Annotated in this window: 20 protein-coding genes; 10 read left to right on the plus strand and 10 right to left on the minus strand. The window is 32.9% G+C overall.

What is annotated here, in order from left to right:
* The first annotated feature begins 96 nt into the window (after window positions 1–96).
* Window positions 97–3,003: a PEP/pyruvate-binding domain-containing protein gene (locus V8G56_RS09445; protein WP_395438208.1), complete on the plus strand. Its 2,907-nt coding sequence runs from the start codon at window positions 97–99 to the stop codon at window positions 3,001–3,003.
* Between the two features lie 6 nt (window positions 3,004–3,009).
* Complete coding sequence (locus tag V8G56_RS09450) at window positions 3,010–4,278, plus strand: serine hydrolase (protein ID WP_395438209.1); 1,269 nt, start codon at window positions 3,010–3,012, stop codon at window positions 4,276–4,278.
* Here the strand turns inward: V8G56_RS09450 and V8G56_RS09455 are convergent.
* Both V8G56_RS09455 and V8G56_RS09460 read right to left on the minus strand, forming a co-directional pair.
* Window positions 4,256–7,087 (minus strand): Npt1/Npt2 family nucleotide transporter, encoded by a 2,832-nt coding sequence (locus tag V8G56_RS09455; RefSeq protein WP_395438210.1) that lies wholly within the window; start codon window positions 7,085–7,087, stop codon window positions 4,256–4,258. The two genes, V8G56_RS09450 and V8G56_RS09455, sit on opposite strands and share 23 nt — an antisense overlap.
* 25 nt (window positions 7,088–7,112) lie before the next feature.
* Window positions 7,113–8,024 carry a serine hydrolase gene (locus tag V8G56_RS09460; RefSeq protein ID WP_395438211.1) on the minus strand — a complete coding sequence of 304 codons (912 nt, stop codon included), beginning with the start codon at window positions 8,022–8,024 and terminating at the stop codon, window positions 7,113–7,115.
* A gap of 317 nt (window positions 8,025–8,341) precedes the next feature.
* Between V8G56_RS09460 and V8G56_RS09465 the strand changes: the two genes are divergently transcribed.
* Window positions 8,342–9,961 (plus strand): M28 family metallopeptidase, encoded by a 1,620-nt coding sequence (locus V8G56_RS09465; RefSeq protein WP_395438212.1) that lies wholly within the window; start codon window positions 8,342–8,344, stop codon window positions 9,959–9,961.
* Between the two features lie 58 nt (window positions 9,962–10,019).
* Here the strand turns inward: V8G56_RS09465 and V8G56_RS09470 are convergent, their stop codons facing one another.
* From V8G56_RS09470 to V8G56_RS09490, 5 genes are all read right to left on the minus strand, one after another.
* Window positions 10,020–11,561: an acyl-CoA carboxylase subunit beta gene (locus V8G56_RS09470; protein WP_395438213.1), complete on the minus strand. Its 1,542-nt coding sequence runs from the start codon at window positions 11,559–11,561 to the stop codon at window positions 10,020–10,022.
* A 3-nt stretch (window positions 11,562–11,564) separates the two neighbouring features.
* A complete protein-coding gene (gene accC / locus V8G56_RS09475; protein WP_395438214.1) occupies window positions 11,565–13,007 on the minus strand; it encodes an acetyl-CoA carboxylase biotin carboxylase subunit in 1,443 nt (480 codons plus the stop codon).
* Window position 13,008: 1 nt separating this feature from the next.
* Window positions 13,009–13,488, minus strand: coding sequence for an acetyl-CoA carboxylase biotin carboxyl carrier protein subunit (locus V8G56_RS09480; RefSeq protein WP_395438215.1), 480 nt, complete (start codon window positions 13,486–13,488; stop codon window positions 13,009–13,011).
* 217 nt (window positions 13,489–13,705) lie between these two features.
* The gene (locus V8G56_RS09485) at window positions 13,706–14,284 is read right to left on the minus strand and encodes an NUDIX hydrolase (protein ID WP_395438216.1); all 579 of its coding nucleotides are present in this window, start codon (window positions 14,282–14,284) and stop codon (window positions 13,706–13,708) included.
* Window positions 14,285–14,305: 21 nt separating this feature from the next.
* Window positions 14,306–15,394 carry a M42 family metallopeptidase gene (locus V8G56_RS09490; RefSeq protein ID WP_395438217.1) on the minus strand — a complete coding sequence of 363 codons (1,089 nt, stop codon included), beginning with the start codon at window positions 15,392–15,394 and terminating at the stop codon, window positions 14,306–14,308.
* A 145-nt stretch (window positions 15,395–15,539) separates the two neighbouring features.
* On the opposite strand from V8G56_RS09490, the gene V8G56_RS09495 reads away from it, so the two are divergent.
* The 5 genes from V8G56_RS09495 to V8G56_RS09515 all read left to right on the plus strand — a co-directional run bounded on the left by V8G56_RS09495 (window position 15,540) and on the right by V8G56_RS09515 (window position 22,094).
* On the plus strand, window positions 15,540–16,424 hold the full coding sequence (locus V8G56_RS09495) for an ABC transporter ATP-binding protein (RefSeq protein WP_395438218.1): 885 nt from the start codon (window positions 15,540–15,542) through the stop codon (window positions 16,422–16,424).
* A 36-nt stretch (window positions 16,425–16,460) separates the two neighbouring features.
* Window positions 16,461–20,117, plus strand: coding sequence for a M1 family aminopeptidase (locus V8G56_RS09500; protein WP_395438219.1), 3,657 nt, complete (start codon window positions 16,461–16,463; stop codon window positions 20,115–20,117).
* A gap of 166 nt (window positions 20,118–20,283) precedes the next feature.
* Window positions 20,284–20,958 carry a DUF4294 domain-containing protein gene (locus V8G56_RS09505; RefSeq protein ID WP_395438220.1) on the plus strand — a complete coding sequence of 225 codons (675 nt, stop codon included), beginning with the start codon at window positions 20,284–20,286 and terminating at the stop codon, window positions 20,956–20,958.
* Between the two features lie 8 nt (window positions 20,959–20,966).
* Complete coding sequence (trhA, locus tag V8G56_RS09510) at window positions 20,967–21,590, plus strand: PAQR family membrane homeostasis protein TrhA (RefSeq protein ID WP_395438221.1); 624 nt, start codon at window positions 20,967–20,969, stop codon at window positions 21,588–21,590.
* A gap of 9 nt (window positions 21,591–21,599) precedes the next feature.
* Window positions 21,600–22,094, plus strand: a complete 495-nt coding sequence (locus V8G56_RS09515; protein ID WP_395438222.1) for a GNAT family N-acetyltransferase — start codon at window positions 21,600–21,602, stop codon at window positions 22,092–22,094.
* On the opposite strand, the gene V8G56_RS09520 is transcribed toward V8G56_RS09515, so the two are convergent.
* Genes V8G56_RS09520 through V8G56_RS09530 form a run of 3 tightly spaced genes read right to left on the minus strand, consistent with a single transcriptional unit; the run spans window position 22,083 to window position 23,923 of the window.
* Entirely contained in the window at window positions 22,083–22,511 is a 429-nt protein-coding gene (locus V8G56_RS09520) for a DUF4268 domain-containing protein (protein ID WP_395438223.1), read from the minus strand. The two genes, V8G56_RS09515 and V8G56_RS09520, sit on opposite strands and share 12 nt — an antisense overlap.
* Complete coding sequence (locus V8G56_RS09525) at window positions 22,511–23,182, minus strand: ZIP family metal transporter (protein WP_395438224.1); 672 nt, start codon at window positions 23,180–23,182, stop codon at window positions 22,511–22,513. The genes V8G56_RS09520 and V8G56_RS09525 overlap by 1 nt, the downstream gene beginning before the upstream one ends.
* Before the next feature lie 9 nt (window positions 23,183–23,191).
* The gene (locus tag V8G56_RS09530; RefSeq protein ID WP_395438225.1) at window positions 23,192–23,923 is read right to left on the minus strand and encodes a class I SAM-dependent methyltransferase; all 732 of its coding nucleotides are present in this window, start codon (window positions 23,921–23,923) and stop codon (window positions 23,192–23,194) included.
* 162 nt (window positions 23,924–24,085) lie between these two features.
* Here V8G56_RS09530 and V8G56_RS09535 point away from each other — a divergent pair, with 162 nt between their 5' ends.
* The gene (locus V8G56_RS09535; RefSeq protein WP_395438226.1) at window positions 24,086–25,243 is read left to right on the plus strand and encodes a THUMP domain-containing class I SAM-dependent RNA methyltransferase; all 1,158 of its coding nucleotides are present in this window, start codon (window positions 24,086–24,088) and stop codon (window positions 25,241–25,243) included.
* Window positions 25,244–25,437: 194 nt separating this feature from the next.
* Window positions 25,438–25,617 (plus strand): hypothetical protein, encoded by a 180-nt coding sequence (locus V8G56_RS09540; protein WP_395438227.1) that lies wholly within the window; start codon window positions 25,438–25,440, stop codon window positions 25,615–25,617.
* The last annotated feature ends 1 nt before the right edge of the window (window position 25,618 follow it).

A 25,618-nucleotide genomic window follows, 5' to 3' on the forward strand; every position in this document is an offset into this window, starting at 1 on the left:
TATAATTAATAATAAAAAACCAATTAATTAAGTGTTTGCTGTTAATTTTGCTGCATATATAGTAACTATTATTTTTAATCCCAAGTAACAATTGTTATGAAAAAATTATTTCTTATTATTTTAATGTTCCTTATATCCATTGAACACGGATTTTCTCAAAAAATAAGTAACGAGAAAATTGTGGAGCAAATTATCAGTTATAAAAATAGCATAAGAGGTCCCTATAAAGATATTCGTTGGTTTTGTACCGACGGTAGTTTAAGGCAGCCCAAAGATCCATGTCCTGAAAATATAGGCCCGGGTTTGCAACATGCGCGTTATAAAGATGAAGTAGTATCATTAGGAAAAACAAATCATATTTTTCTTGGTCAAATTTTGGCATTTACTCAAACTGAAGAATTTTGGGATGCAGAAAATAACCATTCACGTTTAAAGCAATATCAATTAGATAAATATTTAAGATCGGTTGATGATGGGTGGATCAATAGAAAAGGTCAGTTTTATAGAGGGTCTGTACAGTCTGAAGACGAAGAAGCTTGGGGTATAAATTTTTATAAATGGTTATTGTCAAATGATGATAATTTAGAAAAAAATTATTTTTTAATACGCCAGTCGTTAAAAGATATTCCTCATAACGGAGATGATAATAGGTCTCAATTAATACGAAGTCAATCAAAAGTCATATCTGATACTTTCCCCTCATTTATGGATTTGCGAGTTAAAATTCATAGTCAACCTGAGTTTACAGACATAGAAAAGGTGAAATCTTTTAAAGCCAAAAACACTTCAAAGTTAAATAAGGACCTATCTCTGAAATTGGATGAGTTAATTGAAAACATGAACAAATTTTATAAACCTATAGATATTTCATCCCTTTTATCAAAAAAGTCATTGGTTTCAAAAACTGAAATTGGCCAGAAAATAAAGACTTATATCTCAAACCAATCTAAAAACACGTCAGTTTCTGAGTTAATAACAGGAACTTCTGAAATGCTAATGGAAATAAGAACATCTTTATTAAAAGAAAAGGACCCGCTAGTTCGCTTAGAATTACTTGATATTTCAATTAAATTAGAGGAAATTATTTTTAAAAATGCTCCGAGGTGGGAACCCGAAGATGTACAAGAAATATTATCTAAAATTTGCTATTTAGGAATGGCTGCAGCAGGAGCAGGTTATATTGAATTAGATGAATGGGATAACATCAATTTAAAAACTCCATTTAAAGAAAATACTAGTATGGCATTAGGAGAACTTACTTCTATATTGGAAAATGCGAGAAGTTTAGTTGAGTGGAGTTCGTCTATGGTGAAAGCAAATTACCAAGATGTAGTGAATATCTACACGGCATTTGAACCAAAAGCGTATGGTTTTATTGACGATAGAATACGCGGTTCTATAGCATTGTATTTAGGAATGGCAGTGGGTGATTTGGGTGATTTTATAGCGAAGGAATCTGCACTTACTAACAAAGTACTTGACATCCCTAATCAAAGTTCTTTTAGAGGACTTAATCCTGGATATGCTTTTGGTGAATTAGTAGTGGTTGCTGGATCACCAGATGCCGTTGAAGTATCTTCTGATAAGATATATATATTCCAAAGACCACCATCAGATTTAAAACCGGTTGCAGGTATTGCCACGGTTTCTGAAGGGAATATGGTGTCTCATGTACAATTACTGGCCAGAAATTTGGGAATTCCAAACGCGGCTTTGTCTGATGAAAATCTTCAGAAATTAATAGTGTATAGTGGTCAAAAAGTATTTTACGCTGTTTCTAATAAAGGAAATGTTATTTTAAAATTGGAAAGTAGCATGACCGAGGTTGAAAAGGCTTTATTTATTAAAACGGAGCGCAAATCAGACAAAATAGAAGTTCCAATAGTAAATGTTCGATTGGATGTTAATGAGGTTCTTAATTTACGTTCAGTAGACGCTAATGATTCCGGTAAACTTTGTGGCCCAAAAGCTGCTAACTTAGGTCAATTGAAAAGGATGTTTCCTGAAAAGGTAGTAGAAGGCTTGGTCATTCCATTTGGAATTTTCAGAGATCATATGGATCAGGAGATGCCTAATCAAAACAAGTCTTATTGGAAATTTTTGAATGATATGTTTGATAAAGCTGAAAACATGCGTAATCAAAACATTTCAGAAACTGACGTTGAAAAATTTCAATTAGACCAGTTAGAAATTCTTCGAGAGGCCATAAAAAAGATGCCTTTAAAACCTGAATTTATTAGCCAACTTGAAACTGATTTTAAAAATATATTAGGAAAGGATTTGGGCGATATTCCTGTATTTCTAAGAAGCGATACCAACATGGAAGACCTTAAAGATTTTACGGGCGCCGGACTGAATTTAACCTTGTTTAATGTGGTTGAAAAAGATAAGATTATTGACGGCATTAAAAGTGTTTGGGCTTCACCCTATACCGAGCGCAGTTTTAAATGGCGTCAAAAATACTTGTTAAATCCTGAAAATGTGTTTCCTTCAATACTCGTTATACCAAGTGTAGACGTTGATTACTCAGGTGTTTTAATTACAAAAGGTATAAGTAATGGAGTTGATGAGGATTTAACAATAGCCTTTAGCAGAGGCGCAGGTGGCGCCGTTGATGGACAGGCAGCGGAAACCTATCTCATATATAATAAAGGTGGTACACGGTTTTTAGCACCATCTCGTGAAATGTATTACAATAGATTACCTCAAGAAGGAGGTACAGAAAAACTGATATCCAGTTTTGAAAAACCTATTTTAAATTCTGGAAATATTAATGAAATAAGAGCTTTAGCAAGATCTATTAGAGAAACCTTACCTAAGGAAACACATTCTGATTATCAGGGCGCCTATGATGTTGAGCTTGGATTTCAAAACAATAAGTTGTGGTTATTTCAAATTCGTCCCTTCGTTGAAAACAAAAAAGCTTTAAGTTCTGATTACTTACAATCAATAACACCCTTAATAGATAATAATAAACAGATTTTATTATCTGAAAAACTATAATTCGTTATGAAAAGAATGCTTCCATTACTGATTTTAACTTTGGCTTGTTTTGCCTTTACGGTTTCAAAGTACTATCCGATTGATGGTTATGAACGCACTGGCATAAAAAGATTAAAACGGTTAGAACTTATAAAAAGCGGGGAAATAGTTGAAACTTCAAAACTTCCTGCCGGAGCGATGAAATCATATATGGACATTAAACTCAATTTGATATCAAAAAAGGAGGATAGTCTTATTTGCTTTTTAAAAGTAGACCCGAATTTTCAAAAGGATATTAACGCGCTATTCAAAGGGCTTGATAAAAGTTATTCGTTAACAGTTATAGATATTTCTGATCCGGAACATCCAAGATTTGCACAAAGAAATGAGACCGCAGGTTATCAACCGGGAAGTGTTGGCAAATTAGCCGTTTTAACGGCCTTGTTTACTGAGTTGGCTAAAATCTATCCAGATGATTTTGAAAAGCGATTAGAATTATTAAGAAACAAGTCTGTGAAGGCTGGTGTATGGGGTTTAACCGATGAGCATACCGTTCCAATTTATAATATTGAAACAAAAAAATTAGTAAAAAGGCAGGTTATTGCGAGTGATGTATTTACCCTGTTTGAATGGGCAGACCACATGCTTTCTGTAAGCAATAATGGTGCAGCAAGCATTGTTTGGAGAGAAGTGATGTTGATGCATGCTTTTGGTAAGGAATACCCAGATTTAACGCAAGAAGGTGCAGATGCTTATTTTAAAAATACGCCTAAAAAGGAATTAACCGATTTAGGAAATGATGTTGTGAACCTGCCATTGAGAACCTTGGAAATTACTCCGGATGAGTGGCGCTTAGGAAGTTTTTTTACTAAAGGAGCCAACACATATGTAGGCGATAAAGGAGGGAGTATCGGCACTCCTATTGGATTAATGAAATTTTTAATTCAATTGGAACAGGGAAATATTGTTGACGAGGCTTCCAGTTTAGAAATGAAGCGCTTATTGTATATGACGGATAGAAGAATTCGATATGCACAATCGCCGGCCTTAAAAGAGGCAGCAGTTTATTTTAAATCAGGTAGCTTGTATAAATGCGATAGAACAAAAGGAGAGTCCTGTGGAAAATATATGGGCAATGTAAGTAATTTTATGAATTCTGTAGCTATTGTTGAGCATCCTAATAATTGTACCTATATGGTTGCTTTAATGACAAATGTTTTAAGAAAAAACTCTGCAACAGACCATATGATGCTCGCTGCAAGTATTGACAAAATTATTCAGAAGGGCGGACAGTAGATTGTAAGGATATTATTGTGTCTGAAGCAAATGCTTTTAATTTTTCATCCTCATTTAGTAGGCATTTTTCTACCAAAGGAATATATTTTAAGTCGTTTTGAATTTTTATAAGGTATAGAACAGCCAGTTTTAATCTTAAATCATTTGCCTCTAAGAGAAGTTGGAAACATTCAAATTCAGACAGTATTTTTTGCTGAATTTTTTGAATGACTTCATCAGAAGTTATATCTAGAACGGTATTTTCAATCATAGGAATCAGCGTTCTTTTTAAATCGCCGGTCAATAAATTATCTAAAAATTCAATAGCATTATGTTGCGCTTCGTGTTTTTCACTCATAAGGCCTAAATAAGCAATATCAACATCTTGTTGCTGATATTTTAACCCCAATAACTTAAAAATTCGTTCAAGTCCAGATTCTAACCGATGTTCAAGTAAGTCTAATAAGGCTGCTCTCGCTTCTCTTTCTTCAGTACTTACCAACACCTTTGTTTTTCTTCTGTTGCGATATTGTTGAATAATCTCCGTGTGCATCGCAGAAAGTGTTTTTTGATATAACTTACATTCATCAAAAATTATTTTCACCACTTTGAGTTGATTGAATATTAAACGTGGAGATTTACGTTTTATATTACTTAAGGCACGTATCACTTCTAAGCGAATACTTAAATCTCTATCAAGTAATAGTGGAAACAGGTATTTTATGGACTCCTGAGAATTAAAAGCTTCAAATACCAAAGGTATACTTCTGCAAACAGGAAGCGGCTCAGTCCTGCCTTTTATTCTCTCTGATAGGATAGGTAACAATTGATTTCCAAAATTCAATAAGGCCTCTTTAGCAAATTCTCTATAAAGTTTATTTGGTAAAAAACTTAATAGAGGAGAAATAAATTGTGGATGCATCGTTAAACCTGCTGAGTAAATGGCTGATTGAATGACCTCTGGATTAGTGTGTTCTAAATAAGATTTTATGAAGGAATGATATTTTATAAAGTTGGCGTTGCCGATAGTTCGTAATAGGAATTTAATACTTGAAATATCATTAGGATTTTTTGCGATAAATTCAATTTTATCACTAATGCGTTTTTCTAATTCAAAAGATAGTTTTAAAGTATGATTATCCTTTGCTTCTCGTGCCAAACATAATAAAGCGGCATTGGCAATTTTAATATTTTCATGATTGAGATATTCATTGTAAAAATATCTGTTATCCTTGCTTTCATGTAATAATAAGTACTCTAAAGTAGCCAAAACCAGGTCTTCATTATCTGATTTTAATAATGATGAAACCTCTGACACTAAAGTGGCATTATTTAAAAAATACATGTTTTGGATGGCGGCCGTTTTAATTTTATCAGATGGATGTTTTAATAATTTTTGAACATCATTCACAAAGCGTTTATCATTAATTTCTTGAAGTTTATTTAGCATAAACAGAATCTGACTTTCAGTACCATTTTCAAAAACAGTTTTCATTCCTTTTAAAACTGAATTTTTGGAAGGAAGTGGTTTTTTGTTCTTTTCAGTTTTATCTGTTATGACGGCTAAATTTTCACGAAATGTTTTAAAATATTCGATCCTAACTTTATAAACAAAATAAACCCAAACTCCAACAAGTAAAATTATAATAGCTGTTATATATGAAGAATTAAGATCTAATCCTTTCACTACAAAAATTAAAATAAAACCGGCTATACCTGTTGCAATGCTATCAACAACAACATCAATATAAGATTTGGTTTTGTTCTTTAATTCAAATGATAGAGGTAGTGATAACAACTCAATAGCACTTTTATGAATGGACTGTTTCATAGTGCCATCAATGGCTTTAATAAGAACTACAACGGCTAATTCTGGAATTACAAAAAACAATAAACAACCAATAAAAATTCCTAAAGGAAGCAGAATTAAAGAAAAACCAACACCCCAAATTCCAACAATCTTTCTTGTGATAAATAATTGAATTGCCAAAGAAATAAGGTTAAATGTAGAAAACCAAAAAGCGAAAAAAGAAGCCAGTTCATCTGGGTCTGAGATGGATGCAGAAGCAAAATCACTGAAAAGATAATCAACTAATTTTGCCACAATGACACTAACCGCTACTATACCAGCTATATAAGTTAAGTGTTTCGAGTTTTTTATTAAGGTGAAAGGTTTGTCTGCGATTGAAGCAGTCCTTTTTTTTTGTTTAAAAGTATTTAGATTTTGAACCCTCAGTTTCCATATTTGACGAAGTAGGGGAGCACAAATGGCTAACAATAAGGCAGCAACAAACATTAAATTTTCAATACCTATCCAAGGCACTAATATAGAGGTTAAGTAACCTCCAAAAATACCACCTAAAATAGCTCCAGATCCAATAAATCCGAAAATACGTTTTGCCTCTCTAACATTGTAGACCAAATTTGCTAAGACCCAAAATTGTGATGCAGATAAGACTGCATAAATGGCAACCCAAACATAGAAAAAGTAAAGAAGCCAGACATTTATAAAATGAAGGTTTAAAATAACTCCTAATCCCGTAAATAAAACGATTGAAATAATCAGCGTCGTTTCAATAATTTTATTCAATTGAAAACTGGCAAGGGCTTTATAATAAAAAAAAGAACTCAGAAAGGCAACTAATGCGACTATTAAGAAAGCTAGTGGTAAACTTTCAACTCCTAATTCTGACAGAAACAGAGCATTTACAGTTGGTTTAACAATAAGAAGTGTTGTTATTATTAAAAAAATATAGGCTTGCATCAAAAAAGAAATCTTTAATTCTCCTTCCCTGATATCAAAGATTTTTTTAATAGTATTTAAGAGCATTGTTTAATTAATAAATATAAGTGGTTTAAGTTTTTGCTTTTGATATTTTTAATACCTTTTCAATTGGAGTAACTAAATTTCTTATAATTTGTTCGCCGCTTGGGTCATCTATTAATGCCACTAATATATATCTTCTATTTGTATCTGTTCCCCAAACTAAAATGGAATCAGAATGATAGGTTTTCCAGGTTCCAGATTTTCTAAAAAGCTTAGCCTGAGGAGCTATTTTTTCAATCATGCTCACGAATTTATGGTGTAAATCCGGGTTTCCCATAATATCTAACATTTGTTTAGAACGATCATAGTTAACCAATTTACCATTGGCAAGTAAGTAGTAATATCGGCATACCTGATTTACTGTTGCAGCATGACTTAAATGTTTCAGTGGTTCTCTGTTAGTATCCCCGCCACCACCATAACGTTTACCAACCCAAAGTCCACCACCTTTTTCTTTGTCGTAAAACATATATTTTGGATCAGTCATCACGCTTTCTATTTTTTCATAACCAAGTCTGTTAATCATTCTGGTTGCCGCATGATTATCTGATTTAGCAATCATTAAACGCATATCAGACTTAATTTCTGATGTTTCTTTTAATTCGCCTTTTTCAAGTGCATCCATAGATGAAAGAAGTATAGCTATCTTAGGTAAACTGGCTGCGTACATCATAAAATCTCCATTAACGTTGGCATATTTAACGTCGTTTGCATTACTTAAATCTACAACACCAACAGCCATCTTTTTTTGTGAAATCAATTTTTTCCATTGAGGATTGTCATTAAGTTCTTTATCAAGGCTTTTTTGCATTGAGTAACTGTATAATTCAGTTAATGGTTTTATTTTGGAATCGGCTATTCTAATTGGTAATCCGGTTTGATTATCATTAAGAAATAATGAATTAAATATAAATAAAAGTAAAACGGCTTTTGTGGTCATATTTTATAAAAATATAATTTGAGCAAATGTATTTAAATTACTCATTATTAAAATGTTAAATTTTTAAATTATTGATTTTAATTATAATCCATAATATACGTAAGTTTGATCTGAGCAGACGTCCGGATATTTTAAAAGATATTAAAAAAATAATCTAATAATAATCTAATAATAATATTTAAACTTTATAATATTTGAATTAATGAAGGAGGTATTTTATTTAGGTTAATACAGTTCATTTTTAATTTAATCTTTTTTAACAGTTAAATTTCATAACTTGACCTTGTTTTATTTTTATAATTCAAACAATATAAATTATGAAAAACCTTTTATTTCTTCTAATTCTGGTATTAATTTTTAACTGCAAGCCGAAAACAAAAAATGATGATGTTATTCTAGAAGTTAACCAGGCCACGATTGGAAAACATCTTGAGCGTTTATCTTCTGATGAATTTATGGGAAGAATGCCTTTTACAGAAGGAGAGGTTAAAACAGTTAATTATTTAAAAGATGAATTTTCAAAACTTGGGCTAGAACCGGGAAATGGAAAAAGTTTTTATCAAGATGTACCGCTGATTGAGATTACTGGTTCAGTATCAGATAAAATGATTATTTCAGGTCCAAATGGAGATTTTAATTTATCTTATTTTGATGATTTTGCAGCATTAACTACGAAGGCGGAAGAAGAAGTAAATCTAGAGAATTCTGAATTAGTTTTTGCAGGTTATGGTATTGTAGCCCCTGAATATGGTTGGAATGATTATGAAGGTATAGATTGGAAAGGAAAAACAGCAGTTGTATTAGTCAATGACCCAGGATTTAAATCTGGAGATTTAAGTTTATTTAAGGGAGATGAAATGACTTATTATGGTCGTTGGACTTATAAATATGAAGAAGCAGGACGCCAAGGAGCAGCCGGTATAATTATTATCCATGAAACAATTCCCGCTTCCTATGGGTGGAATGTAATACAATCTAGTAATACTGGACCCCAATTGAATCTGAGTAGTAATACTCCTGTTACAGATATACAAGGTTGGATAACATATGATTCAGCAAATAAGTTGTTTGAGGCTTCAAATACGGAAATAAAGGATTATAAAAAACTAGCAAGAAATAAGGATTTTAGGCCAGTACCCTTAGGATTAAAGGCATCTGTAAAAATAAAGAATACAATTAAACGTGATATTTCAAAAAACGTCATAGCCATTTTACCGGGAACAGATTTAAAAGAGGAGTATATTATTTATTCCGCCCATTGGGATCATTTTGGGATTGGAAAACCTGTAAATGGTGATTCAATTTATAACGGGGCAGCGGACAATGCTTCAGGAACGGCAGCACTTTTGGCCATAGCAGAAACCTTTAAAAAAGGAATAGCTCCCAAAAGGTCTATAGTTTTTCTTGCCGTTACTGCAGAAGAACAAGGTTTACTGGGGTCTGCCTATTACGCTGAACATCCCATATTTCCACCTGAAAAAACAGTTGCCAATATTAATATGGATGGTGTTTTAAGTCCAGGACGAATGAAGGATCTAACGATAATAAGTTATGGACATTCCGAAATGGATGATTATGCAAAAGTAGCAGCGGAAAATCAAGGACGCCAAGCAATTAAAAATCCGACCCCTGAAAAAGGAAATTTTTTTAGATCAGATCATTTTAATTTTGCCAAAATAGGAATTCCGCCGCTCTATGCAAAAGGATTGTTTGAACATGAAGAAAAAGGTATCGCGTATGCCAAAAGAATGGAGGATAATTATCGCGAAAATAGATACCATCAGCCATCCGATGAGTACCATCGAGGTTTAGATTTAAGTGGTATTCAAATGGATTTGCAACTTTATTATGAAGTTGGGCTACGATTGGCTAATGAAAGTTACTATCCTAAATGGTACGATACTAGTGAATTTAATTCTGTAAGAGGTAATAAATAATTGTTGCATTTTGAAATAGGGCCTTGAATTTTCAAGGCCCTATTTTAAATTTTTTGAATTATAGTGGGATATTACCATGTTTTCTATTTGGCTTATCAACAACCTTATTTTCTAGCATTGAGAATGCCTTTATCAATTTTTTACGTGTATCTTCTGGTAGAATGACTTCATCAATAAAACCGCGTCTGGCAGCTCTGTATGGGTCGGCAAATTTATCCGCATATTCAGTTTCTTTTTCTTTCCACTTAGCTGTTGAATCATCAGCTTCCTGTATTTCCTTTTTAAAAATAATTTCAGCAGCACCTTTTGCTCCCATAACCGCAATTTCTGCCGTTGGCCAAGCAAAATTAAAATCAGCTCCAATATGTTTAGAATTCATCACGTCATAAGCTCCGCCATAAGCCTTTCGCGTAATTACTGTAACCCTTGGCACCGTGGCTTCACTTAATGCATAAAGTAACTTAGCACCATGAACAATAATTCCGTTCCATTCCTGATCTGTCCCTGGTAAAAATCCCGGAACATCTACTAAAACTAATAAAGGTATATTGAAACAGTCGCAAAAACGAGTAAAACGAGCGGCTTTTTTCGAACTATTAACATCCAATACCCCTGCTAAAAACATGGGTTGATTTGCTATTATTCCAATACTTCTTCCGGCAATTCTTGAAAAACCAACAATAATATTTTCAGCATAGTCTTTATGAATTTCGTAAAATGAATCTTCATCAATAATACCTTTGATGACATCATGCATATCATAAGGTTTATTGGCATTATCAGGCACTATTTTAGATAAAACTTCCCTGATTTCATCTTCAAGTTGAAAGCTTAGTTTTTGAGGGGTTTCTTTATTATTTTGCGGCAGATAACTTAATAATTTCTTTAAATCTTCTAAACATTCTATGTCATTAGCTGATGTTTTGTGAGCTACACCAGATTTGGAGGCATGTGTAAAAGCACCACCTAACTCTTCTGAAGTGACACTTTCATTAGTCACCGTTTTTACGACATTTGGTCCTGTTACAAACATATAACTGGTGTTTTCAACCATCAAAGTGAAATCGGTCATAGCTGGAGAATACACGGCACCGCCGGCACAAGGGCCCATGATGGCAGAAATTTGCGGAACGACACCAGAGGCTTGTACATTTCTGTAAAAAATATCTGCATAACCACCCAATGAACGCACACCCTCCTGAATCCTGGCACCACCAGAATCATTTAATCCAATAATTGGGGCACCTACTTTTACCGCTAGATCCATGATTTTACAGATCTTTTCAGCATGTGTTTCAGATAGGGCACCACCAAAAACGGTAAAATCCTGAGCATATATATATACTAATCTGCTATTTACTGTTCCATAACCTGTAACAACACCATCGCCAAAATAGATTTCCTTTTCCATTCCAAAATCAGTAGTCCTGTGAGTTACTAACATACCTATTTCTTCAAAGGAACCTTCATCCAATAAATAATCAATACGTTCTCGGGCCGTCAGTTTTTTCTTGGCATGTTGTTTATCTATTCGGGCTTGTCCACCGCCTAAATGAGCTAAGGCAATTCGGTTATTTAGCTTGTTTATTTTTGAATCCATAGCTTATTTATTTGGTAATCGCACTAACTTTTGGTCTTCCATATATTTCTTTACAGCCATAAGAGCTGCTAATTTTTCTTCCGCTTCAGTTTGCTTTTTTAAAACTTCTGCTGAATAATATTTTTTAACGAAATGAGTATCAAATTTTCCAGACCTGAAGGCTTCATGCTCAAAAACATATTTGCCAAAAGGCAAGGTTGTTTGTACACCTTTGATGTGATAATTATCAATTGCTTTAATCATTAACTGAATTGCTTCTTCGCGTGTATTAGCGTAAGTTATTAATTTAGATAGCATAGGGTCATAATAAATAGGTATATCCATACCTTCCTCAAAGCCATTATCAACTCTAATCCCTTTACCAATAGGTAATTTATAAACATCTAGATGGCCAACACTTGGTAAGAAGTCATTTAAAGGATCTTCAGCATAAACGCGCAATTCCAGCGCATGGCCATGAATCTTTAAGTCTTCCTGTTTCATTTTTAAAGCTTCACCTCGCGCCACTCTAATTTGAAGTTCAACCAAATCAACACCAGCAATGATTTCTGATACCGGATGTTCTACCTGTAATCTAGTATTCATTTCTAAAAAAAAGAAATTATGGTCTGCATCCATTAAAAATTCAACCGTACCTGCACCTAAATAATCACAGGATTTAGCCACTTTTATGGCGGCTTCACCCATTTCACGTCTTAATTTTGGTGTTAATATGGCAGATGGGGCTTCTTCAATAACCTTTTGATGCCGTCTTTGAATACTGCATTCACGTTCAAAAAAGTGCAGTACATTGCCATGACTGTCGGCCATAACTTGAATTTCAACATGTCTTGGTGAGGTCACATATTTTTCAATAAATACGGAGCCGTCTCCAAAAGCCGAGGTTGCTTCACTGATAGCTCTATTCATTTGTGATTCTAAATCACTTTCTTTTTCTACTATACGCATGCCTTTTCCACCACCACCAGCGGATGCCTTAATTAATATAGGAAATCCAATTTCTTTAGCAATTTTTTTTGCTTTTGAAACGTCAGTAATAGCTTCATCAATACCTGGAACCATGGGAATATTATAGTGCTTAACAGCTTCTTTGGCTGCTAATTTGCTACCCATAATTTTTATAGCTTTTGAACGTGGTCCTATAAAGATGATATTATTTTGTTCACATAACTCTGCGAAATCAGCATTTTCACTTAAGAAACCATAACCGGGATGAATGGCATCAACATTTAATTTTAATGCTACCTCCATAATTTTATCGCCTCTTAAATAGGACTGGTTTGAGGGTGGTTCACCTATGCAAACCGCTTCATCAGCAAACCTTACATGAGGCGCATTTCTGTCTACCGTAGAAAATACAGCCACCGTTTTAATACCCATTTTTTGTGCTGTTTTCATAACACGAATCGCTATTTCACCACGGTTGGCAACTAATATTTTTTTCATATTATTCAAATTCAATTAATAGGGCATTTTTATCTACAGGATCTCCTTTTTTTACTGAAATCGATTTAATAATACCTTCTCTTGGAGATATCAAAACATTTTCCATTTTCATGGCTTCAAGAATCAATAAGGGGTCATTTTCTTTAACTTTTTGTCCTTTAGTTACATTAATCTCTAATATAAGTCCAGGCATTGGTGCTTTTATTAAATCGATATGTTTGGTAGTTCCAATTGAAAAGCCCATATCTTTTATTAACATATCTAAATCATTTAATATGCTGATATGATACGAGTTATTATTGATTTTTACTTCGTATGATTTTGAGTTAAAATCGGAACTTATTATTTCAGATTGATAGGATTTGTTATTATGAAGAAGATGGTAACTGTGACCTGAAATTTTTATAACATCTAGTTTTGTAATGTCTTCTGAAGAAATATCTAATTCTAAATTAGAATTCACACTGACTTTAAAATTCATAAAAATGATATTTTTAGTAACTATAAAGATAAAGATTATAATATATCTTTCATAGTAAATTCATCATCAAAAACTTTGAAATTGCTTTTAAAACATAAGATAGTCAGTGGATAAACAACAACATTAATCGTGATTGAGGAGACCATTTTCTTATTGGTATTAAAGAATTTATACCAATACTAGATTTAGAAGGAAGATTTAAGTTTTGATAAAATAGTTATAAAGTCATTTTGATACTATTTAACACAAATTCATAATAAGACTTGTTACTGGGTATAAAATGATTGTTCTTACCAATGTTATTTATAAGTTCCTGGAAGGCATCAAGTGTTACTAATTTTAAATCTTCAACTTCTCCTTCTTGAGGTATTAATTTTTTTATAGGCAGGTTTAATTGAGCTATAAAGGTATGGTGAAATTCATTATCTATAATACCATTTGGGTAACATTGAAAGCAATCAAAAATACCGATTTTGTTCATGTCATTAGTATCAAGATCTAAACCAATTTCTTCTTTTACTTCTCTAATGGCGGCATGAACAATGAATTCGCCAGCATCCACATGCCCGGCGACAGAAACATCCCATAAAAGTGGACAAACAGATTTAGTTGCAGCACGTTGTGCTAAAAGAACTTCACCATTGATAGTATATAACCAAACATGCGCTGTATTGTGATAATAACCTTTAGAATGAATATCTGATTTTAAGGCTTTTTCACCAGTTGGTTTGCCTTCCTTAGTTACAATGTCTATATATTCGTCTTCCATATTATCTGTTAAAAAAGATTCCCGCATTTGCAGGAATCTAACTATTTATTACTTGAAATAACTAAAAGTTTCACCGTCTTTCATATTTAATAAGGATTCATAAATTAATCTGATAACGTTTTCGACATCCTCTTTATGTACCATTTCTACAGTTGTGTGCATATAACGCAAGGGTAATGAAATTAAGGCTGAAGCTACACCACCATTGCTATAAGCAAAGGCATCCGTGTCTGTTCCGGTAGCACGTGACAAGGCATTACGCTGAAAGGGTATTTTATGAGCGACTGCAGTATCCGTAATTAAATCACGCAGTTTTTGTTGCACTGCAGGCGCATAAGCTATTACCGGTCCTTTACCCATTTCTAAATCACCTTGAATTTTCTTTTCAATCATTGGTGTTGTAGTGTCATGAGTGACATCTGTTACAATGGCCACGTTTGGTTTTATGTTTTGAGTAATCATTTCCGCACCACGTAAACCTATTTCTTCTTGAACGGAGTTTACAACATACAATCCAAACGGTAATGTTTTTTTATTTTCATGAAGCAATCTGGCTACTTCAGCAATCATAAATCCACCCATACGATTGTCCAACGCGCGACAAACAAATTTGTCTTTATTCAGAATATGGAATTCATCCGGATAGGTAATAACACATCCAACATGTATTCCTAATTTTTCTACTTCCTCTTTTGTTTTACAGCCGCAATCAATAAATATATTTTCGGGTTTGGGAGGCTCTTCTTTTCCTTTGTCTCTGGTATGAATAGCCGGCCATCCAAAAACGCCTTTTACAATGCCATCTTTAACATGGATATTCACAATTTTACTTGGTGCAATTTGGTGATCACTACCGCCATTACGAATGACATAAATTAAGCCGTTATCAGAAATATAATTAACATACCATGAAATTTCATCGGCATGACCTTCAATCACTACTTTATATTTTGCTTTAGGATTAATGACCCCAACGGCCGTTCCATAGGTATCAGTGATAAACTCATCAACATAGGGTTTTAAATAATCCATCCATAATTTTTGTCCATCCCATTCATATCCAGTAGGAGCGGCATTATTTAAATAGGCTTCTAAAAAAGCCATTGACTTTTTGTTTAAAATTGATTTTTTTGACATGATATATTGGTGTTTTTATTCAATTAATTTATGTAAAAATACTGTGATTTATTTAGTTTTTGCTATTCGATATTCAATATTTTGTAACAAAATTGACTATTTTCACACCTATCAACCAATTAATAACTTATATAAAACCAAAAGCATGAAGCTAATCATTAAAGATTTAACCAAAACCTATAAAAATGGTGTAAAAGCAATTGATAATTTAAATATAGAAATTGGAACCGGTATGTTTGGATTACTTGGTCCAAATGGCGCAGGAAAATCAACTTTAATGAGAACGATAGCGACGCTTCAAAGTCCTGACTCTGGTTCTATTATGTTTGGAGATATTAATGTATTGGAAGATAAAATGGCCTTAAGAAAAGTGTTAGGTTATTTGCCTCAGTCTTTTGGAGTTTATCCAAAAATGTCTGCTGAAGGATTATTAGATTATTTCGCAACACTGAAAGGGGTTCAATCAAAAAGTGACCGACAAAAATTGGTTAAAGAAGTTTTAGAAATTACCAATTTATATGACGTCAGGAAAAAGGAAGTCGCCGGATATTCTGGAGGTATGAAACAGCGCTTTGGGATAGCACAGTTATTATTGAATAACCCAAAATTAATTATTGTTGATGAGCCCACGGCTGGTTTAGATCCTGCAGAACGCAATAGATTCTTAAATGTTTTGCGTGAAGTAGGAACTAATTGTACCGTTATATTTTCAACCCATATTGTAGATGATGTTAAAGAATTATGTCATGAAATGGCTATATTAAATGGAGGTCAAATTTTAAAACATACCACTCCAATAGAAGCCACCAATGAAATTAAAGGGCAAATCTGGACAAAAATTATAGAGCGTGATGAGCTAGAAAATATGGAAGCTACATTTAAAGTGCTTTCATCAAATTATAATCAAGATAACACTTTAAATATTAGAGTTTATTCATTAGAAAAACCAGCAGATGGTTTTAAAGAAGCCAATCCGCAATTAGATGATGTGTATTTTATTGCATTAAAAGAAGAGCCTGTTCTTGTTTAATTATTGCAATCTTTCTCACTAAAAAAATAATAATACATGTTTTCTACTATATACAAACACGAATTACAGTACTGGTTTAAAAAACCTGCTTTTTACATTTACATGGCCATATTTTTATTATTGTCATTGTTTCTTTCGGCAAGTTCGGCTGGTATTTTTGATTTTCTAACAGTATCTACAGGTTCTTCAAAAATTGTAAATTCTCCGATTGGCGTTGTAGGACTATTTAATGGATTGACTACTTTTATTTTCTTCCTTTTCCCTTCCATTATCGGGGTTTCTATTTATAGAGATTATAAAAGCGAAATGCATACTATTTTATACTCCTATCCTTTTTCCAAAGTTGATTACCTTTTTGCTAAATTTTTGTCCGGAATTACAGTTGTAACCATCATTACATTAGTTATTGGGTTAGGAATGATAGTAGGATTCAGATTGCCAGGAACTAATGAAGATATTGTTGGCCCCATCATGTTAATGGCTTATTTGCAAGCCTATTTTGTTTATATCATACCTAATATATTTCTTTTTGGAGCTATAGTTTTTGCAGTAGTAACTTTTACCAGAAACATAGCGGCAGGGTTTATCGTAGTTGTTTTATTAATGTTGATTCAAGGTATCGTCGCTAATTTGTTGTCTGATCCCGAAAACAGACTTATTTCTTCGCTTTTAGATCCTTTTGGAGGTGAGGCGGCGAATTATTATACCCGTTACTGGACCGTTGCTGAGCAGAATGAGATGATGCTACCAGTAAAAGGAGTAATTCTTTATAACAGATTGATTTGGCTGGGAATAGCTTCTGCTATTTTTGCGTTAGTATTTCGCTTTTTTACCTTTAGCCAAAACGCGATGTCATTTTCATTAAGAAAACCAAAAGGAGAACGATCTACCAAAAGTAATTTTGGTGGTATTACCAGAATTCATTTACCAAAAGTTGCTTTTGATTTTTCATTTCTTCAAAATTTAAAGATCACTTGGAAATTATCAAATATAGATTTAAAGTATATTATAAAAAGCTGGCCTTTTATTAGTATTGTTTTAGTGGGGTTGATTTTTATTTTAATTTCGGCAACCGCGTTAGGTGAACTGTTTGGTACTAAAACCTTACCCGTTACATGGGAAATGCTGCTACTTCCGGGTAATAGTTTTTCGCTGTTTATTAATATTCTCACTTTTTTATACGCGGGAATGTTAGTGCATAGGGGTAAGATTGATAATATGAACCATCTTATTGATGTGACGCCCATTCCTGACTGGACTTTATTGCTGTCAAAATTAATAGCCTTGTTAAAAATGCAGGCCATCTTACTTTTAGTGATTATGATTGGTGGTATGACGATTCAAATTTATAATGGTTATTATAATTTTGAAATCGGTCACTATTTGTATGAACTGTATGTTTTAAATTTTATAGGATTTGCAATTTGGGCCTTTTTATCCTTGTTTATTCAGATACTCATTGGGAATCCATATCTAGGTTTATTTGTAATGTTAGTGATTTCCATTGGCATTCCGTTTTTGTCCTTTGCAGGTATAGAACAAGCCATCTTTAAATACAATCAAGCTCCAGGTTTTCAATATTCAGATATGAATAGTTATGGGTCTACAGAGACTCCATATCTTATTCATAGACTCTACTGGTTTTTGGGAGGCTTAGTATTATTATGTCTGTCGGCATTGTTTTGGGTAAGAGGCTTGCCTCATTCTTTTAAAGAGCGAATAATCATTGCAAAGTCACGTTTTAAAGGACCTGTTTTAATTATTTCTATAGCAGGGTTAATTGCCTATTTAAGTTTAGGATTTACTATTTATTATGAAAATAATATTATGAATGAACGGACCTCTTCAAAAGATCAAGAGAAACGTGCAGTAACCTGGGAGAAGACTTATAAGAAATATGAAAATGCTATTCAACCAAGAATAACAGCGGTAAATTGCAATGTTAATATTTTTCCAAAGGAGTTAAACTTTGATGCCGATGGTTCCTACATTATGGTTAACAAATCTAAAGTTGCCATTGATAGTATTTTTCTAAATTATAATGATTATCCGAGTACTTTTGAATTTAATAAGCCAAATGATCTAGTCTTAAATGATACTGTTTTTAATTTCAATATTTACAAATTAAAAGAAGCCCTATTACCAGGAGACACCCTAAAATTAATTTTTAAGGTAAACAATAAGCCGAATACTTTATTGCGAAATAATTCACCCGTATTAAATAATGGAACATTTATTAATAATTTTCAAATGTTTCCATCACTTGGGTATAATAGTAGCGTTGAATTACAGGATAATGAAGTCAGAAAAAAATATGATTTACCTGAAAATGATTTAAAACCAGAACCTACAGATTCCACGGCATTAGGAAATACCTATATTTCAAAAGATTCAGACTGGATTGATTTTGAAGCTACCGTTAGTACTTCTCCAGATCAGATAGCCATTGCACCAGGGTATTTACAAAAGGAATGGCAGGAAGGTGACAGACGGTACTTTCATTATAAAATGGACAGTAAAATATTGAATTTCTACGCATTTAATTCAGCCAGATATGAAGTTAAAAAAGATAAGTGGCATGATGTAAATTTAGAAATATACTATCATAAAGGGCATGAGTTTAATTTAGATAGAATGATGGCTGGTATGAAAGCCTCTCTGGATTATAATTCAAAAAACTTTAGCCCATATCAGCATAAACAGGCACGAATTATTGAATTCCCAAGAACCAGCGGAAGTTTTGCACAATCATTTCCTAATACAATTCCGTTTTCTGAAGGGGTTGGTTTTATAGCAGATGTTGATGATACAGATGAAGGTGGTGTTGATTATCCTTTCGCTATTACTGTTCATGAAGTAGCTCATCAATGGTGGGCACATCAAGTTATTGGAGCTGATGTTTTAGGTGCGACCATGTTATCTGAAAGTTTGTCTGAATATGTTGCTTTAAAAGTGCTGGAACATCAACAAGGGAAAACTAAAATGCGTAAGTTTTTAAAGAAAGCCTTGGATGATTATTTAACGCAGCGAACCTTTGAAACAAAACGCGAAAAACCACTCATGTATAATGATGGTCAGGGTTATATTCGTTATCAAAAAGGATCTTTGGTTTTTTATGCTTTAAGTGATTATATAGGTGAGGATACTTTAAATAATGCTTTGAAAAGCTACGTGGAAAAAGTAAAATTTCAAGAACCGCCATATACTACCTCTGTTGAGATGGTTGATTATATTAAAAAGGCGACACCAGATAGTTTGCAATACGTTATCAAAGATATGTTTGAAACCATTACATTATACTCTAACAGGATTGTTGATGTGTCTTCAAAAGCATTGGATAACGGTAAATATGAAGTAGAAATTGAATTCAATGTGAGTAAATATAGAAATAATGAAAAAGGTAGAAAATACTATGGTTATAAAGTAGGGGATACCTTAAGTTATCAAACTGAAAACATGAAAAAACCGGAACTATCGGTCCTTTTGGCTGATTACATTGATATTGGTGTGTTCACAGAGGAAGAAGTTGATGGAAAAAAGAAAGAAAAAGTCTTATATTTAAAGAAACATAAAATATCCACTATTAATAATAAATTAACCATTATTGTTGATGAGAAACCCACTGAAGTTGGCGTAGATCCTTACAATAAATTAATTGATACAAGCTCCGATGACAATAGGAGGGAACTCTAGAAGTTTTTAAATTGTAAAAAGCTCAAATACATCTGGTATTTGAGCTTTTTTTATACTTATTGAGTTTGTTGTATTCTTGCAATTAAATACAATAATTATTGAAATAAAAGGTTTTTACAGTTAGTAAATTATTAATTTTGAATAATCAATCAGGTTATAATTAGACATGAATTTTTCGCCCTATATATTCATACTTTTTCCTTTCTTTCTTTTTTCACAAATCAATGAAGTTGAAAAAGACTCAACAGATTATGATTACTATATAATTGACGGTGATTCTATACCAAGAGAGACCATAAATTTAGATGAGGTCTACGTACTTAACAAATTAAAATTTGATAGCAAGGAAGATAGAATGCGCTATTTAATTTTAAGACGTAAAACCATAAAAGTATATCCTTATGCAAAAATGGCTGCGGATAGATTAGATTCTTTGAACTCAAGATTAGAAAAATTAAAAACTAAGCGTGAGAAAAAGAAATACACTAAGGTCATTCAAAAATATATTGAAGGTGAATTTTCAGATAGATTAAAAAAATTGACGCGTACTGAAGGCCAAATTTTAATAAAGTTGATACACAGACAAACTGGCGAAACTACGTTTAATTTGGTAAAAGAGTTGCGTAGTGGTTGGAGTGCTTTTTGGTATAACACCACGGCCAGTATGTTTGATTTGTCCTTAAAAGAGGGCTTTGATCCTTTAAATGTAAAAGAAGACTTTTTGATTGAAGACATCTTACAGCGTAATTTTATGAGTGGTATACTAAAGCGTCAAAAGGCTGCCAAAGAATATAATTTTTATGATTTAACCGATAAATGGATAAAGCATAAAAACCCTTAGAACTTTATATGAAATTACAATCTCGTTTTGAAGAAAAATTAAATGCACAAACTCACGGACTGGGCGCTTTATTAGGAATTGTTGCCCTTATTTTGCTCATTATTTTTGATACTCATAAAACAGCATATAGTCTTTTCAGTGCCATTGTTTATGGGATTTCTATTATCATTTTATTTACCGCCTCTACATTATACCATTCAGTAAAGGATGAACGTAAAAAACATTATTTCAGAATTGTAGATCATGTAAGTATTTATCTGCTCATTGCAGGTACTTATACGCCGGTTTTATTGATATCATTGAATCATAGTTTAGGATGGACCTTGTTTTATGTGGTATGGGGCATTGCCTTATTTGGCATTGTTTTAAAATTGTTTTTTACAGGTAAATTTGAAATCTTTTCAACCTTATTATATTTAGTGATGGGTTGGCTTATAATATTTGATTTCACAAATCTGGCCAATATTTTTGGAGATGGTATTTTATTCCTTTTTGCGGGTGGATTGGCATATACTGTGGGTATTGTTTTTTATGCCATTCATCGTATTCCCTATAATCACGTGATTTGGCATTTATTTGTTCTGGCTGGAGCCATTTTTCACTTTTTTATGATTTTCTTTTATGTTATATAATTAAGGGTTATGATTAATTTTTTAATGGCAACAGCAAAGAAACAATTTTCTGATATAGCTCAATTAGCAGATGTTATCTGGCGCGAACATTATATACCTATAATAGGTTTAGAGCAGGTTGATTATATGGTCAAGAACTTTCAATCTGCAGAGGCCACGTATGTACAGTTTATTGATGGCTATCACTATTTTATGATATACTTCAATAATCACTTGGTTGGTTATCTTTCAATCAAGAAGGAAGACGAAACCTTATTTTTAAGTAAAATTTACGTGTCTAAAGAGTATAGAGGAAAAAAAATAGGCAAATCTGCTATGAATTTTATTGAAGAGAAAGCCATAGAAATGCATTGCAAATCCATTACCCTTGGAGTTAATAGGTTTAATGTGAGTGCCATTGCTGCTTATAAAGCTATGGGTTTTAAAATAATAGGAGAAATGATAACTGATATAGGCAATGGCTTTATAATGGATGATTATAAAATGGAAAAATTAATCCTCTAAGATTTCTCTGTAATCATTAAAAAAATCTTCAAACAAAGCCATATGCGCATTAAAAAATTCCATAACATCGCGCCAGGTATGTTTGTTGTGAATGGAAACTTTTTGATCTAAAGGCACATAAATTCTTGAAATTTCTTTTTCATTATTAAGCAGGTAGGTTTCTTCAAAAATAACCTCAGGAAGGTAATTGTCTTTTAAAATCGTTTTCAAAGACTGGAGTTTTTCCCAGTATTTAATGCGGTTTTCTAGATCATCTTCAAGGTCAAGGGCTACTAACGCCTGCTTGGTGTCAAAATAAAATTTAAAACTAAAGCCTTTTAACTTGGTATCATATAAAATCCATTTTCTGGGAAAGGATTTCCCAAAACTGGTCCAAAATTCATGACGTAAAATGCGTGATTCTTCCTTACTAAACATTACATAACGTACGCAATCATGATAGCGATAATAATAGTTACTAACTTGGTCAAGTTAAACTTATGGTTTTCATTGCTTTCAAACAAAATAGTGGTTGAAATATGCAAAAAGATACCAATAACTAAAGCTGAGATCTCATAATAATAGGCTTGGAAAAATACAAAATACTGAGACAAAATAACACCTAAAGGAGTCATTAGAGCAAAAGTAATTAGGAAAAAAGCAATATTAAACTTGCTTAGTTTTGAGGCTAAAAAGAAGGTTGACAATATAATGGCCACCGGTAATTTATGAACTATAATACCATAAATTAAGTTATGATGCGCTTCAATGGGTATGCCTTCTAAAACTGAATGAATACATAAACTTATAAATAACAACCAGGGAAATAAAGAACTGTCTTTATTTAAATGCACATGACCATGTTCTGCACCTTTTGAGAAAAACTCCAACACTATTTGGAGCATGATTCCTATCATTATAAATAACCCAATAGATTTATCGTTGTGCTGATAAACTTCAGGTAAAAAATTAAAAACGGTAATAGAGAGTAAAAACGCACCACTAAAGGCCAATAATAATTTTAAATTTTTACGTTGTGCCGGTTTTAAAGACACCACAATTAAAAATCCTAATAGCACACTAAAGATGGGTAGTAATATATTCAACATTTCAATGTTCTATTTAAAAATCATTACTAAACGTTCAGAGGTTGCCGGATTAAACTTATTCAGTTTGTAATCACCAAAAACATCCAATAAATAAACACCGGCTTGTTCAAACAAAGATTCAAAGTCAGCTAAACTAAAGGCCTTTACACGTTCATGAAAACTATAATCCTCGCCATTTTGAGAAAAATTAATGTCTTTATATAAATAACCATCCTGCAAATAACGTCTTAAAAAAAAGGTAATGCCATCCACTACTTTCAACTCTTCTAAAACCAGGTTTTCTAAGACAAAATTAGTATTCATAAAATCAATTACCCCAAAACCAGTGTCTTTTAAATCTGCTTTTATTGCTTTAATGGTATTTAAGTTATCCACTTCATCATCAAAATATCCAAAGCTTGTAAACAAATTAAAAACCGCATCAAATTGTTTATTAAACGGTTTGCACATATCATGCACTTTGAAATGCAAGTGGTCATTTTCAAATTGTTTGGCAAATTCAATACTGTTTTCAGATAAATCAGCGCCGGTTACATCATAACCAAGGGTATTTAAATATAGAGAATGCCTGCCCTTGCCACAAGCTAAATCTAAAATGGAACCACCTTCAGGAATGTTCAGATAATTAGTGAGATTATCCATAAAGGCATGGGCCTCAATCTCATCTCTGTCTTTGTAAAGTATGTGGTAAAATGGTGTGTCAAACCAAGCGCTAAACCATTCTGAACTTTCTTTTATCATATACTTTTTAAGGAGGTTACCGCATTGTTAATGCGGTCAGGCTTTCCACTGTATCTTTTGTAAAAAACAAAAGGATGCCGCTTCAATCCTTAACCTAATTTTAAATAAACATTATGTTTCATACAAAATTAAGCTATTTTTGTAATCTATTTATTATAAATAATGGAGAATAATTTTACAATGGTAGCCAAAACATTGTTTGGCTTTGAAGACCTGTTAGCAAATGAACTGACTCTGCTGGGCGCTCAAGAGGTAAAGACGGGAGTGAGGAATGTTAGTTTCTCTGGTGATAAAGGGTTTATGTATAAATCAAACCTGGCCTTACGTACCGCTATTAAAATATTAAAACCCATTGAAACCTTTGTTGTTACTGGTGAGCAGGATTTATATGATAAAATTAAAAAAATGCCTTGGGAAGATTATTTAAAACCCACCGGCACTTTGGCAATTGATGCTACCATACATTCTGATTTATTTACCAATTCACTTTATATAGCTCAAAAAACAAAAGACGCCATAGTAGACAGGTTTAGAGATCAAACCGGAGAACGGCCTAATGTAGATTTGCGTTTTCCAGATTTAAAGGTAAATATCCATATAGACAGACAACAATGTACGGTGTCGCTGGATTCTTCAGGAGATTCTCTTCACAAGCGTGGCTATAAAACGGCAACTAATATAGCACCCATTAATGAAGTGCTGGCTGCCGGCTTAGTAATGCTTTCTGGTTGGGACGGGCAATCTGATTTTATGGATCCCATGTGTGGTAGTGGCACTATTCTGATTGAAGCAGCCATGATAGCCTGTAATATTCCACCCAATTTAATGCGTAAAGAGTTTGCCTTTGAACGCTGGCAGGACTGGGATGTAGAGTTGTTTGAAAAAATAGAAGAATCGTTATTAAGTAAAACGCGCGATTTTCATCATAAAATCATTGGGTACGATAAAGCACCAAGTGCCGTAGCCAAGGCCAAGGAAAATGTAAAAAATGCCCAGTTAGATGATTTTATTGAGATCAAGCATGAAGATTTTTTTAAAACCCAGAAAGGGGGTGAAGGCAAACTGCATATGCTCTTTAATCCGCCCTATGGTGAGCGTTTAAATATTGACATGGAAGCCTTTTATAAAGATATTGGCGATACATTAAAGCAAAATTACCCGGGAACTGATGCCTGGTTTATTACCAGTAATTTAGATGCTTTAAAACATGTGGGCTTAAGACCTTCAAGAAAAATACATTTAATGAATGCCAAATTGGAAGCCCGTTTAGTTAAATACGTGATGTATGAAGGCAGCAAAAAAGGCAAGTATTTAAAGTAATATTTTTGGAGTTCGCTTAGCGAAGTTAGAATTTCCGTAATGAAAACACTATACTAAAGAATAGGTGTTTGTCAGCAGTTATTAACTGTAATGAGGACTATTTATTTTACAATAAAAACTTTAAAGTATGACCAATATTAGTTTTTATGAATAAAATATAAAATAGCTTTGTGATAGTTTTAAATAATCATTTTATGAGTGCAGAAAAAACGTGTTTAGTTTGTAAGAAATCGTCACAGCAAACACCTGTGACCAAATTTTATCATAAGGACAGTGAGTTTTATATTTGTCCACAACATATTCCTATTTTAATTCATAACCCTCAGGAACTGGTTGGTTTATTGGAAGGTGCTGATAAATTACAAGGCGGATAAG

This window comes from Gaetbulibacter aquiaggeris (genome assembly GCF_044003965.1).
Lineage (GTDB): Bacteria > Bacteroidota > Bacteroidia > Flavobacteriales > Flavobacteriaceae > Yeosuana > Yeosuana aquiaggeris.